Origin of the sequence: Bariatricus sp. HCP28S3_A4 (genome assembly GCF_052066395.1) — a bacterium.
GTDB lineage: Bacteria > Bacillota > Clostridia > Lachnospirales > Lachnospiraceae > Allocoprococcus.
Map to the genome: position 1 here is coordinate 23,077 of NZ_JBQHSE010000029.1, position 13,063 is coordinate 36,139.

General features: G+C 42.3%; 12 protein-coding genes and 2 tRNA genes. 1 reads left to right on the forward strand and 13 read right to left on the reverse strand.

The features are described from left to right. Positions 1–32 precede the first annotated feature (32 nt). From ACTNBF_RS13220 to ACTNBF_RS13280, 13 genes are all read right to left on the reverse strand, one after another. Complete coding sequence (locus tag ACTNBF_RS13220; protein WP_441089444.1) at positions 33–1,394, reverse strand: uracil-xanthine permease family protein; 1,362 nt, start codon at positions 1,392–1,394, stop codon at positions 33–35. Positions 1,395–1,630: 236 nt separating this feature from the next. Further along, positions 1,631–1,701: transfer RNA gene (locus ACTNBF_RS13225), tRNA-Cys, on the reverse strand. Between the two features lie 26 nt (positions 1,702–1,727). Continuing rightward, positions 1,728–1,799: transfer RNA gene (locus ACTNBF_RS13230), tRNA-Glu, on the reverse strand. A 171-nt stretch (positions 1,800–1,970) separates the two neighbouring features. Beyond that, positions 1,971–2,201, reverse strand: a complete 231-nt coding sequence (locus tag ACTNBF_RS13235) for an HPr family phosphocarrier protein (protein WP_427808314.1) — start codon at positions 2,199–2,201, stop codon at positions 1,971–1,973. Positions 2,202–2,317: 116 nt separating this feature from the next. Then, positions 2,318–3,592 carry a RuBisCO large subunit C-terminal-like domain-containing protein gene (locus tag ACTNBF_RS13240; protein WP_441026432.1) on the reverse strand — a complete coding sequence of 425 codons (1,275 nt, stop codon included), beginning with the start codon at positions 3,590–3,592 and terminating at the stop codon, positions 2,318–2,320. A gap of 175 nt (positions 3,593–3,767) precedes the next feature. Further along, complete coding sequence (locus tag ACTNBF_RS13245; protein ID WP_427808308.1) at positions 3,768–4,493, reverse strand: GntR family transcriptional regulator; 726 nt, start codon at positions 4,491–4,493, stop codon at positions 3,768–3,770. A gap of 23 nt (positions 4,494–4,516) precedes the next feature. Beyond that, a complete protein-coding gene (locus ACTNBF_RS13250; RefSeq protein WP_427808361.1) occupies positions 4,517–5,122 on the reverse strand; it encodes a class II aldolase/adducin family protein in 606 nt (201 codons plus the stop codon). Positions 5,123–5,179: 57 nt separating this feature from the next. After that, positions 5,180–6,445, reverse strand: a complete 1,266-nt coding sequence (locus tag ACTNBF_RS13255; RefSeq protein WP_427820189.1) for a Tm-1-like ATP-binding domain-containing protein — start codon at positions 6,443–6,445, stop codon at positions 5,180–5,182. Positions 6,446–6,540: 95 nt separating this feature from the next. Beyond that, positions 6,541–7,545 carry an N-acyl homoserine lactonase family protein gene (locus ACTNBF_RS13260; protein WP_427808304.1) on the reverse strand — a complete coding sequence of 335 codons (1,005 nt, stop codon included), beginning with the start codon at positions 7,543–7,545 and terminating at the stop codon, positions 6,541–6,543. 78 nt (positions 7,546–7,623) lie between these two features. Then, complete coding sequence (locus ACTNBF_RS13265; RefSeq protein WP_427808302.1) at positions 7,624–8,583, reverse strand: ABC transporter permease; 960 nt, start codon at positions 8,581–8,583, stop codon at positions 7,624–7,626. Between the two features lie 12 nt (positions 8,584–8,595). Beyond that, positions 8,596–9,546 (reverse strand): ABC transporter permease, encoded by a 951-nt coding sequence (locus tag ACTNBF_RS13270; protein ID WP_427808300.1) that lies wholly within the window; start codon positions 9,544–9,546, stop codon positions 8,596–8,598. After that, positions 9,533–11,059, reverse strand: coding sequence for a sugar ABC transporter ATP-binding protein (locus tag ACTNBF_RS13275; protein ID WP_427808298.1), 1,527 nt, complete (start codon positions 11,057–11,059; stop codon positions 9,533–9,535). Before ACTNBF_RS13275 ends, ACTNBF_RS13270 begins: the two co-directional genes overlap by 14 nt. A gap of 121 nt (positions 11,060–11,180) precedes the next feature. Then, on the reverse strand, positions 11,181–12,305 hold the full coding sequence (locus ACTNBF_RS13280; protein ID WP_427820191.1) for a sugar ABC transporter substrate-binding protein: 1,125 nt from the start codon (positions 12,303–12,305) through the stop codon (positions 11,181–11,183). A 472-nt stretch (positions 12,306–12,777) separates the two neighbouring features. Between ACTNBF_RS13280 and ACTNBF_RS13285 the strand changes: the two genes are divergently transcribed. After that, positions 12,778–12,933, forward strand: coding sequence for a rubredoxin (locus tag ACTNBF_RS13285; protein WP_427808296.1), 156 nt, complete (start codon positions 12,778–12,780; stop codon positions 12,931–12,933). Positions 12,934–13,063: the final 130 nt, after the last annotated feature.

Here is a 13,063-nt window from a genome sequence, read left to right on the forward strand (position 1 = left end):
ATGACAGCCCCATTTTTCTCACGATACGTTTCCTATTCCGCATCTACATTCTTTTCTTCTACTTTTTTAATATCCATATCTTTCGGCAAAATCAGGCTCAGGATAATAGAGACCACAAATACAACCGCCACAACATTTTCTGCAAAGACCGTCTGTACAACTTTCGGAAATACACTCCAGATTGCATTTTCACTTGCAGAAGTAAATCCAATACCGATTGCCAGTGAAAGTGCCGCTATCGTGGTATTTCTCTGATTGAATCCGCATTTAGCGATCATCTGAACTCCCGAAACCATGATAGTTCCAAACATCATCAGTGTACATCCTCCCAGAACCGCGTCAGGAAGCGATGCGAAGAAATTACCTACCGGCGGCAAAAGTCCTGCCAGGATCATGCAAACCGCCCCGGTCATGATCGTAAAACGGTTTACCACTTTTGTCATAGCAATCAGTCCTACATTCTGTGAAAAAGACGTTACCGGCGGACATCCAAAAAGCGCCGAAACGGAAGAGGCATATCCGTCACATGCCAGAGAACCGGAAATTTCCCTTCCTTCAATCTCACGATCCAAGCCTCCTGACACCATAGCAGATGTATCTCCTATCGTTTCCGCTGACGATACCAGGAAAATGATGCATACGGAAATAATTGCCCCCAGATGGAATTCCGGTTTGAACGGAAGCAATGTCGGAAGTGAAATAATTCCCCCGGACATGATAAGACTCAAATCAACTTTATGCAAGAAAATCGCCAGAATATATCCCACGGTAAGTCCTGCAAGCACTGACAACTGCTTTAAATAGCCTTTTGCAAATATATTCCACAGCAAACAGGTTACTAATGTCACAGTCCCCAATATCAGATTCTGTACGGATCCAAAATCATCTGCATAACCGCCGCCAAAAGATCTCGTCCCCACGGTAAACAGAGAATATCCTATAGCTGTTACCACAGTAGCCGACACAATCGGAGAAATGATCTTTCTCCAGTATTTCGCCAAAAGTCCCAATGTTCCTTCAAAAACACCACCAATCAGCACTGCTCCGATCACTGACGGGTATCCGTAGCCTGCCGCAACCGTACTGAGAACGGTCACAAATGTAAAACTGACTCCCATTACGATCGGAAGCCTGGAACCAATCCTCCACACCGGATAGAGCTGAATTAACGTTGCGATACCTGCCACAAACATGGCATTTTGCAAAAGCATCGCGATCTGCTCCTGGCTCAGTGCCGGTTGTGCCGCTCCCGCAATAATGGTAATCGGTGCAAGATTTGACACAAACATTGCCAAAATGTGCTGCAGTCCGAACGGAATCGCCTTGCTCACCGGAACCCTTCCATCCAGCTTATAAATATTGCTGATACTGCACTCCTTTGTACTCCCTCGCATCACATTTCCTCCTTATTTAAAATTATGGGTAACTGTTCAGAGCCAACCTCGAAAACACTCCGTATTTCCTCAGTGTGGCGTATCCGCCAAATAGATTTGTACAAAAAAGTGCTCACGAATGCAAGCATTCATAGCCCTTTGTTTGACAAATCTGCTTGGCCCTGAACAGTTACAAATTATGTATAAATATTACAGAAAAAAAGCCCAGAAACATAAATTTCTGGGTTTTTCCTTAAAGGCGCCAACCAGATTTGAACTGGTGATAGAGGTGTTGCAGACCTTTGCCTTACCACTTGGCTATGGCGCCATATTCAATTGAGAGCTTACGCTCAATGACTCCGACGGGAATCGAACCCGTGTTACCGCCGTGAAAGGGCGATGTCTTAACCGCTTGACCACGGAGCCTTATTTATTTCTCATCAGCCGTTCACCCGCTGACAAAAGATATATTAACACAGCTTAAAAGTTTTTGCAAGTGTTTTTTTTATTTTTTTATTTTATTTTGTAGAAAGAAATCTGGTTATGAAGCAGAAAGTTTCACTGCCGGATTCCTTCTGCTCCATCTCTTGATTCTTGTTATTCAGCCTCGTCCACAGCCCAACGGTCAAGCTGTTTCATAAATTTAACATCTTCAGAAATCACACGAACCGGTTTTTTATAATCAATTGCCATCAACCCCAAAACAGACTTTCCATCAGCAATCTGGTTATCCATCGTATGTACACCGATATCCATTGGCGAAGAACACGCCAGGTGCATAAAATCTCTAAGATCATTAGATGTATTTAACATAATTTCCCTGATCATTTGACTACCTCCTTCTCACATTTCCATTATCCGAAGTGAGTATAGCATTTTTATATCCAAAATACAATATCCAATATCACATATTTTTTTGTGCTTTTTTGAATAATTTCTTCGTCTTATTTTACATATTTCCACATTTTCAGCGCTATACAAAGTTCTTCTTTCTCTTTCGCTGCTTCTTCAAAATCGGCGCCGCTCATTACAATATCAATTGCCTGACGCATGGCTCTTGCTCCTGCTGCTGCGCCTCCCGGATGGCCCTGCACTGCGCCGCCTGCCGCGAGCACAATATCTTTCCCCACTTCTCCAATATATTTCTCTACCATACCCGGATGCACGCCTCCGCCAATTGAAGGCATAGAAGGCTTAAGATGATAAAACGGAAGTACAAGCTGTGCTACTGTCTGCATATATTTCTGATGATTCAATGGATATCCTCCATATGGCGTGTTTACCATTACGATATCCGCCCCTGCAAGTCTGGCCAGTTTACCTGCTGCAAGCGGGGAAGACATTCCATTCAATACTCCTTCGTAGAACATTCCAGAACCTGCCGCATGGCCCAGAACCGGCAATTTCGTTGCCTCAGTTACCTCTTTCAGCACGCTGTAACCGACCGCCGCAAAATTGACCATAATGCCATCTGCTCCTGCCTCTTCAACACGGCGGATATTTTCCAGAATCTCTCCTGCACCACTGGTTACATTGACAAAATATTTCACTCTTTCTCCGGTCTCTTCATAAGCCGCCTCCGCCGCTTTCTTATATTCACGCACTCTTTCCTCGGGTTTGCTATAAGGAGGATTTCCCAGAAGCTCGTCATCTTTGATAAAATCTACTCCTCCCAATGCCGTTTCATAGAAAATCTTTGCTCCCTCTTTCGGGGTAAGCCCTGTACAGGGTTTGATCATATTCAGCAAAATAGGTCTTTCCTGAATGCCTGCAAATTTACGGATTCCTTCAATCCCATATGACGGCCCTTCAAATTCAGACGCATATTCTTCAGGAAATTCAATATCCAGCAGCTTTACCTGTGCTGAAGTTGACGCATCATTTCCCAGAAGGGACGTAATCATAAGCGGCAGATCTGTACTGAAATTAACAGCCGGATAGGCAATCTGGATGATATATTCTCTTTCATCCGTATCAATCTGTGTCACAAGATCCAATGACGGAACATCAAAAATATTGACTACTTTCCCCATATATTTTTCTCGAATCTCATCTGTAATACCCGGAATTGGGATCCAGGTTCCAATCGTCTGCCCAATCGCCAGCGTCGACGCTTTTTTGAAAACATCCGTCTCTTTCGGGAGTTTAATGTAATAAGTTGCAATCACATAATTCTGTTCGCGGATATTTTCTGCTAATGTGTATAATACCGAATCCATTTACGGCTCCTTTCCCAGTCGAAGTTTACCTCCGTCCAATTCTTCTTCCAATTTCCAAAGGACAAAAGATTTTGCTCTCTATGGAAATGAGTTGCATATAGAGCAAAAGAAAGAGCCCAGGTGCCGCTCAGACACTCAGGCTCTTCCGTCCTTATACTATAATTCTGCTTTACTACTATGCGTTTTCATGAAAATACACATCGGAATAATAAGGAATATTCTCCGCTCTGCTTTTCAAATTCTGTTGCAGCAAACGATAGATCAGTTCGCTGTCTCTTCTCTTCAATGCATCCAGATAGCTCTGATGCTCCGCGATCATCTTCTCCCTTGATTCCTCACTGTCCAGCAATTTCTGTCCGTAGATCAGTTTAAAGAAGGAAAGATTATCCCATAATGATTCAATCATAACACAAATACGATCCAGCTGACTTGCCTTGTATATAGAGAAATGATACAAACGATTCTGCTGGTACACTTCCACCGCATCAAGTTCTTTTCCACGTACAATACGCTTATATTCCTCCTGGATCTCACTTAAATGCCGAATCTCCTGATCCGTGATCTTCTCGCAGGCATATTTTGCAGCAATCGGTTCCAACGCTGTTCGTGCTATATAAATCTGCCTTACATCTTCCTTCGTAAGTGTCACCAGTCTTGTTCCTGCATACGGAATAGATTCTGCCAGGCCCTTCTTCTCCAGATTACTGAGTGCTTCGCGGATCGGCATCCTGCTTACTCCCAGCTGGGTTGCCAGTTCCTCCGTATTCAGCTTATCTCCCATCGAAAGCTTGCCACTCATGATCCATTCCATAAGCTTATCCAGAACCAGATCCGGCAGCTTACTGTGCTGAAGAGTATCTGTGTTCAAATCATTCATTGTTATACGCATATTAGTTCTCATTTAGCTTTCACCTATAGTCAGATTTACAAGCCAAGCTTTGATACGGCCGCCTTTAATATAGCCACTTGTGCGGTCTCTTCAATTAATTCTGCATTATGTTCCGCATTGATTGCGTCTTTTCCAACTGCTACGAGCCCGTGATCTACCAGTAAAAATGCCGGCAGGTCAGGATTCTCTTTATATATCTCTTCTACCATTGAGAAATATTCCGGCTTTACCATGGCCGCCGGTACATTCAGAGTAGGAATATCTGCACAAATTTTTAATTTAGAATGCCATGTAGTTCTGGGAAGTGGTTTTTCCGTAGATGCCCATGCAATCGAATACGGTGAATGTGTATGAACAACGGCATTCACCTCCGGGCATATCCGATACAGCAACCCATGTAATAAAGCTTCTCTTGTAGGTTTGCCCTCTCCTTCAACCAGATTTCCATCGAAATCGGTAATTACAAACTTATCTGGCGCACAATCCGCAAAAGAACCCCCGCTGGCCTTTACAATCATCAAGTCTTTCCCCGGAACTCTCGCACTTACATTTCCACCGCTGCCAGTCTGTATACCTCTAGTATAAGCTCTTTTTGCAGCTATGACAAGTTCCTCTGCTATTTTTTTTACATCTTCTGTCATATTTTCCAATCCTTTCCTGTGTGCCGTTTTGCCACGATTTGTTGCTATGTTCTGCATCTAATACTGTATTTCGTCTCCGATAACACCTCTTTCACGGAGTTCATCTATCATATAATGCGCTGCCTGGATTCCCCATTCTTTCGTATCGAGATTTCCCGGAACCGTAATAATCTCGATGTTCCCATTACCGTTTTCTCTCATGGCACGAAGAATCGTATCGTCTACTTCTTTATAATACAGTTCCTCGCCTTCTCTCGTATTGTGGCGCATCCCCTCCGTAGGAAGCAATAGCTTGACCGGATAATCGATTTTCTGCAAACGATCTGTCATCCTTTTTGCAACCTCTTCTGCTTCATCCGGGAGAATCTTGATATGTGCCATGGTCGCATTATGGAGCATATATACACGTTCCTCCATTCGGGGCGGGAATTCATTGACTGCAAAATCCACAAAATCCAGTCCTCCCGTACTCACAACCAGCGGGACTTTTTTCTCAACGCTCTTTACAAGTCTATATTTTGCATCCTCTCCATAGGAGAATCCTCCTCTTCCGATCTTATCTTTGAAATATTCGGAAGTGATCTCGTGAACAGTAAGATCTAGGATTCCATCGATCAGGCCATCTGCTGCCATCTGTTCCATAATGGCACCGCCAACACCCGTTGAATGGAAACCGATCACTTCTACTCCAAGTCGTTCCAGTTCATCAACCGCCGCGCAGGCTCCCGTATTTGTGATTCCCATCAGTGTTACTCCCACAACCGGCTTTTTCCCCTTTTGCAGAACCTTTCCCGCATGCTTCACCATACCGACACAACACGCACAGGCATTCGCCATAATCTGTTTTGTCACCATGTTCAACCCGGTAAAATCGCAGATTGACGGAATCACAACAATATCCTTGTCACCGACAACCAGATCAAACGTCTTTTTTCCGCATGCTACCGTCGTAGCCATAACCTTTGGAAAGCCAATCGGAAGCTTTTTCATTGCATTTGTTGCCATAACCGTATTCTGCAGACCACCGGCAGACAAAATTCCGTCAATTTTTCCTTCTTTATACAACTTTTCCACATAACAGGCTGCAGCTTCCATCATAAAACCGATCTTTTCTCCCTTTGTCCTCGGCTCCAGCTCTTCCCATGTTTTCCCGGCATTCTCTACGACCTCAGCTCTTGACACGTCATAATTACAGGACGGGCTTGGACCAGTAGCGACATCAATGACAAGTGCAGAAATCCCTTCAGCCTCAATCTGTTCTTTCATAAATTTAACTTCGCGATATTTGGTATCGCAGCTTCCGATGATCGCTATTGTTTTCATTTCTTTACTCCTTTACTCAACCCAAAAACCCCGCAGCCATACTGCGGGGTCTTCGCCCCTACGCTGACGCAGTCGGCGGCATTTCTCTTGATAGACTAATTTTCACTAAAATATTTTGTTTCTGCTTTCTTTGCAGCTTTCTTAGCATCTTTATCGATGATTGCAGATTTGTATTCTTCATATACAAAATCCGTGTCCTTAAGTCCGATTACCGGAATCTTATTGTCATGAGAATCCTCATATTTTTCTACTGCTGCTGAAAGGATTACATCATGTGCAAGCAGAAGATGTTTATGTGGATCTACTCCGGCTTCCTTACAGCGGCGAAGTGTGTCACGAATCGTTTTCCATGCAGCAACAATATCCACATAACGTCCCGGAGGGCAGATATCATAATGTAATTCATCCTGCATAGCCTGCGGAGCATCGATATTTCCCATAACGAATACAGAGTCTCCAACACAGTAGTATGGTCCGTCTTCTGTCTCAACCACAACTGTAATATGTCCCGGGCAATGTCCGAATGCTTCATATACGCTTACTCCAGGAGCAATCTCCACTTCACCTTTTACCGTTTCAAAACGCTCATATACTCCCGGCTGATCATACGGAGCAATAAACTGATCACCAACAGTAACATCGCCATCTTTTGCAATAATTGGTCTACAATATGATTTATAATGAAGCGGAATCGGATTATGTGCGTATTCCCATTCAATTTCATGGCAGATAAAACGTGCTTTTGTAAATTTCTCAAGATAGAATACATGATCCCAGTGAAGATGTGTAAAAATAACGATATCAACATCTGACGGTTTGTATCCTACCTGAGCCAAACGGGATTCAATATCATCGATTCCCGGTCTCTGCATAGACGGTCCGTGGTGATACTTATCAGCATGCTCATTCCATGACATACCTGTATCTACCAGTATAAGCTGTTCTCCTCCTTCAATCAAGAATGTGAAATCCGGAAGCTGATCCTGCTCATTATTGATTCCCATTTTTTCAACATATTTTTTACAAGAGAAATGATACCAGTACTCCAATGGTTTTGTTGGAATATAACCGGAATTAAGTGGTCTGATTGTTAATGCCATAATAATTCTCCTCACTTTCTTTTCGTTTATTATCTTAAAATTGCTGCCAATTTTAATTCATATTGATTTACATTTTATTTATGCTGCATTTCTTTCCTGTCTTCTCTTTGTGTAAGTATCAAACAATACCATAGCGATAATTACGATACCCACAACAAGCCCCTGTGCAAAGGATGGAATTCCTTTTAAATTCATTACATTTACGATGACGGTCAGGATCAGAGATCCGATTACAGTACCGATTACTCCTCCTTCTCCACCGAGCATGGACGTTCCACCAATTACAACTGCAGCAACTGTCTGAAGTCCATAACTGTCACCCATGGCCGCATCTGCCGCATTCAGTCGTGCTGTGATCAGCATACCTGCCATTCCGGCGCACATACTGCACATCATAAAAGCAGATACCATAATCTTCTTAACCGGGATTGCCGCATATTTTGCTGCCGTCGGATTTGAACCGTATGCATACACCTGTCGTCCATAGGTTGTTCTCTGTAAAAGAACATAGATGATAATTACCACGATCGCTGCAATGATGATCAAGTTCGGGATTGGTCCCGTATATCCAACACCGATCTGTGTAAATCCTTTTGGCAGATCATAGATAACAGCTCCCTGCATAACGATAACCGCAAGACCGCTCATTACCCAGTTCGTACCATATGTTGCAATAAAACTCGGCAGAATTCCTGCCAGAAGTCCATTGATGCAGCCGACGATCATTCCGATGCCGATTCCTGCAAGTGCCGCAAGCGGAATCGGAACCCCACTCTTAAGGAGCTGTGCGCAGATACAGCCGATAAAACCTGCCGTTGCCCCCACCGATAAATCCATGCCACCGGTAAGAAGTACGGCTGTCAGCCCTGAGCTAAGTACAAGAAGTACGCTTGCCTGTCGTAAAATCGTGATTATGTTGTCCAGCGATCTGAAATTCGGCGCAATAATTGCTGACAATATTATCAGGATGATAAGTCCGACCAGGCTGTAAAATACTTTTGAGCTTTTTATTTCTTCAAATATTTTCTTTGCATTCATGTCCTCATCCTCCTATTTCTCTGAACGAATACGGACAACCGCATCGATAATAATGGCTGCAAGTACAATGGATCCGATAATCGCATTCTGGTAAATGGATTGTACACCGACTACATTCAGACCATTCTTGATGATCTGGATCAAAAGCACACCAAATATGGTTCCTGTTACACCGCCTTTTCCTTCACGAAGAGAGGTTCCACCAAGAAGGGTCGCTGCAACAGCCTGGAATTCCCATCCGTTTGCCACAGTTGGCTGTCCGGACTCTACTCGACATAAAGTAATGATACCGGCAATACCTGCAATCATACCGGCAAATGCAAATGTTTTAATCTGACATTTTACCGGATTGATACCTGCCAGTACAAGTGCTTCTTTGTTGCCGCCAAGTCCGTGAATATTGGTTCCGAACTTCGTCTTTCTCAGCACAATCCATACCATAATAAATACCAGAACCGCTATCCATACCATAAGCGGAATAGCCAGAATTGTTGTCTCTGTTACAATTCGATAGGTAAAGCTGTCAAAATAAATAGAAGATCCTGCCGTCAGTAACAGTGAAATACTGTTAACAATATTCTGCATACCGTAAGTTGCAATGAATGGAGGGATATTTCCCTTCGCTACGATCAATCCATTGATTGCGCCAATCAGCATGGTGCAAAGCACGGAAATCACCATTGCTACTTCCAGTATAATTCCATGCTGTGCCAAGAACACCGTAAATACAGTAACAAAGCTGACCTGTGCTCCAAGGGACAGATCTGTTCCCTGTGTCAATACAATACAGGTCTGCGCAAAAGCCACAATCATAAGTGGTGTTGACTGAATCAGAACATTCCGGAAATTCGAGAATGAAAGATAATGCGGATCCATAAAGCTGAATACTACGATGATAACGACCAGCATATACGCTACCGGAGGGATTGATTTCATTCTTTGCTTTATACTAGTTTTCTGCATTCTCAACACCTCCTGCTCCCAGCATCATTCGTGCACCAATAGCTTCTGAGTTGAATTCCTCTTCTCCTCTCTTCACCTCGTCCACGATTTCCCCTTCATGCATGATGTAAATTCTGTCACTCATACCGATAACTTCCGGAAGTTCAGAAGATATCATAATAATCGCTTTTCCATCCGACGCCAATTTATCCATCAGCCCGTATATCTCCATTTTAGCTGCAACGTCAATTCCTCGTGTCGGTTCGTCAAAAATCAGAATATCCGGGTCAAAACTCAACCATTTCGCCAATACAACTTTCTGCTGATTACCACCGGAAAGATATTTACACGCTTTATTTACACTTGTCGTCGCAATGCGAAGCTGTTTTTTATAGTCAAGCGCAACTTCTCTTATTTTCTTATAGGAAATAAAGAAATTCGGGAATATCTTCTTGAGACTGACTGCGACCGTATTCAATGCAATGGATTCATCCAAAGCCAGTCCTTGTTTCTTTCGGTCCTCACTCACAAGACCGATACCGAGTTTTGTTGCCTGAATCGGAGATTTTGGTAAAACTTCATCGCCTTTGATATAAACTTTTCCTGATTTAATCGGGCGAATTCCGTAAAGGAGCTCTGCCGTCTCAGTACGTCCCGCTCCTACAAGTCCGGCTATACCGACAATTTCCCCTTTCTTAAGAGTCAGATTCACATTCTTTACTTTACCATGATAGTCACAAAGATTTTCAGCTCTAAGCGCAATACCATCATGTTTATTCTCTGTACGGACATATACCTGGGAAACATCTCGTCCAACCATCATGTTAACCAGTTCTTCATTCGTACAATCATTTATGCCAACGGTTTTAATCTTCACTCCATCCCTAAGGATTGTAATCCTGTCTCCGATCAGCGGAAATTCCTGCATTCTGTGAGACACATAGATAATACCGATTCCTTCCGATTTTAATCTGTGAATCTGCGCAAAAAGTGAATCAACTTCTCGTTCTGAAAGTGTTGCTGTCGGTTCATCGAACACCATAACACGCGGTTTAAAAGACAGTGCTTTCGCAATCTCTACCATCTGCTGTTCAGCCACACTCAAATTCTTCACATAACTCTTAACATCAATATATTCACAATTTAAAGACTTAAGCAGTTCCCGGGCTTCATCCTCCATCCTCTTATGGTCAATCAGCCCCAGTTTCGTCTTGTATTCTCGATTTAGAAAAATATTCTGTGCCACACTGATATATGGAACCAGTGTAAATTCCTGATACACCGCAACAATTCCCTTTTCCAGTGCATCTTTTGTTCCATTAAATTTAACTTTTTCGCCTTCGAAGGTAATCTCGCCTTCCTCCGCCTTGTACGCGCCAAGTATTACTTTTGCCAAAGTACTTTTTCCCGCGCCGTTCTCTCCGACAAGAATATGTACCTCACCTTCCCTAAGATCAAAATCCACATTATCAAGTGCTTTCATTCCAGGGAATATTTTTGTAATATGGCTTGCTGTCAAAATCGTTTTGCTCATTTTTTCACCTCTTCGCTTCTCTTTTCCGAATCGTATTCCTTTTTATTCATCCCCGTGGAAATCCACGGGGATGAATGGGTGAAATCTCTAAACACAAATTCTTATTATACAATGAGAGTTCTTATTGAACTACCTTCCACCAAGCTACATTTTCTTTGTAATCTGCTACTGTATCTTTCGTAATAACCGGATCATTTGATGCTGTCGGGAATGGGATGAATTTGCCTTCTGGTTCTGTTCCATCATTCAAGTATTTTACTGCATATGCACATGCAATATATCCAGAACCATATGGATCGGTATTATATGTAGCAAACATTTCGCCTGACTCTACAGCATTTGTTGCATCAACACTTCCGTCGAAGCCTGCAACCAGTACATCTGTCATTCCTGCTGCCTTCAGTGCCTGAAGACCACCAAGTGCACTTTCATCATTACATCCAATAATACCCTGAACATCTGTATATTTCTGAAGCAGGTTCTCTGTTACAGACATACCTTCTGTTCTCTTGAAGTTAGCAGTCTGTGAAGCAACAATTTCGATATCCGGATACTCAGCAAGAGCTTCTTTGATACCTTCCAGACGTTCAATTGCATTCGCTGCTCCCGGAGGACCCTCAAGAATAATGATGTTACCTTTTCCACCTAGTTCTTCTGCCATTTTTTTTGCAATAGTATAACCGGTTTCTTTGTAATCAACACCTGTTCTTAAGAATGTATCCTCTGATGCCGGTGTTCCGATTGTAAGTACAAGAATTCCTGCTTCCTGTGCTTTTCTTACACCTGGCATAATTCCGTTAGAGTCTGCACAATGAACGATGATGACATCCATATCCTGCTGAATCATGTCTTCCATGATCTTTACCTGCTCTTCTACGCTGTCTGCAGTAGACGGTGCCTGAGTTACGGCCTCAAATCCCATATCTTCTCCGGCCTTCTTAACACCTTCAGACTGAGCAACCATGTAAGGATTGGTCGTATTCTTTGCAATATAACCAATTTTATACTCTTCTTTTGCCTTAACATCTGAAGTGATCTGAGCTCCGATTCCCTTTACCGGGAGTTTGTCTGCATCAACTACAGTAGCTGCCTCTCTTTCCCCTGATGAGGTGTTCTCTTTTGTCTCAGTTTTCTCAGCCGTTGTTCCTTCTCCGCCGCTCTCCTTAGTCGGTGTGCTGCAACCCGCAAAAAGCGTACATGCAAGCGTTGTTGCCAACAAAATTGATACTAACTTTTTCTTCAACATTTTCTTCCTCCTTTTCTTTTGTCCGATTCGTTTGGATATCGGATATTGGATACAATCTTGTTGTACTTAATATAGCACCTATGGTTTTGTATGTCAATATTAAATAGGTATTTTCTCTTTTTAGCTCATATTTTTATCTATTATTCACAAATCATTTCAGAATTTTCTGTAAATATTTTCAATTGTCACTTTTTTGACAAATAGACATTTTCCACAACCACACCTTATAGCTACTGTTATATTTTAAATCTGCATCTTTATTTTTCCTCTTAATCACGGCATTTTCTGCCATGTACAATTTTACCAATTGGATATTTTATCCAATCTACTTGTATTTATGAAATATTTACATCTTTCGTACTAGAATTTCTTGTTTTCCTTATTTCCTTGCGGTATAATGTTCTCTACATAAAGGCATATTGGTGCTTTATGTAATATCCCTAAAGGGAATAAATAAAAGGAGACTTTAACTATGAAATATGTATGCGATGTTTGTGGTTGGGAATACGACGAAGAACAGGGATATCCGGAAGGTGGAATCGAACCTGGAACCAAATGGGAAGATATTCCTGAAGATTTCGAATGCCCACTCTGCAATGTAGGAAAAGATCAGTTTTCAGAAGCATAAAAATAACGACGGTTCTAATGGTAGTGTAAAATATTTTGTGTTTTTGAAAAAAATGGCTCCTTTTTGGTAAGAATTCAGATATGACAATTTTTATCGAAAAGGAGTATTTTTATGCCAGTTGCAAAGGAAC

What these genes read in the sequence shown, in the direction of transcription:
- ACTNBF_RS13220 (WP_441089444.1), bottom strand. Translation starts at nt 1,394, where the DNA reads ATGCGAGGGAGTACAAAGGAGTGCAGTATCAGCAATATTTATAAGCTG.
- ACTNBF_RS13275 (WP_427808298.1), bottom strand. Translation starts at nt 11,059, where the DNA reads ATGAGCAAAACGATTTTGACAGCAAGCCATATTACAAAAATATTCCCT.
- ACTNBF_RS13270 (WP_427808300.1), bottom strand. Translation starts at nt 9,546, where the DNA reads ATGCAGAAAACTAGTATAAAGCAAAGAATGAAATCAATCCCTCCGGTA.
- ACTNBF_RS13235 (WP_427808314.1), bottom strand. Translation starts at nt 2,201, where the DNA reads ATGATCAGGGAAATTATGTTAAATACATCTAATGATCTTAGAGATTTT.
- ACTNBF_RS13280 (WP_427820191.1), bottom strand. Translation starts at nt 12,305, where the DNA reads ATGTTGAAGAAAAAGTTAGTATCAATTTTGTTGGCAACAACGCTTGCA.
- ACTNBF_RS13255 (WP_427820189.1), bottom strand. Translation starts at nt 6,445, where the DNA reads ATGAAAACAATAGCGATCATCGGAAGCTGCGATACCAAATATCGCGAA.
- ACTNBF_RS13240 (WP_441026432.1), bottom strand. Translation starts at nt 3,592, where the DNA reads ATGGATTCGGTATTATACACATTAGCAGAAAATATCCGCGAACAGAAT.
- ACTNBF_RS13245 (WP_427808308.1), bottom strand. Translation starts at nt 4,493, where the DNA reads ATGAGAACTAATATGCGTATAACAATGAATGATTTGAACACAGATACT.
- ACTNBF_RS13265 (WP_427808302.1), bottom strand. Translation starts at nt 8,583, where the DNA reads ATGAATGCAAAGAAAATATTTGAAGAAATAAAAAGCTCAAAAGTATTT.
- ACTNBF_RS13250 (WP_427808361.1), bottom strand. Translation starts at nt 5,122, where the DNA reads ATGACAGAAGATGTAAAAAAAATAGCAGAGGAACTTGTCATAGCTGCA.
- ACTNBF_RS13260 (WP_427808304.1), bottom strand. Translation starts at nt 7,545, where the DNA reads ATGGCATTAACAATCAGACCACTTAATTCCGGTTATATTCCAACAAAA.
- ACTNBF_RS13285 (WP_427808296.1), top strand. Translation starts at nt 12,778, where the DNA reads ATGAAATATGTATGCGATGTTTGTGGTTGGGAATACGACGAAGAACAG.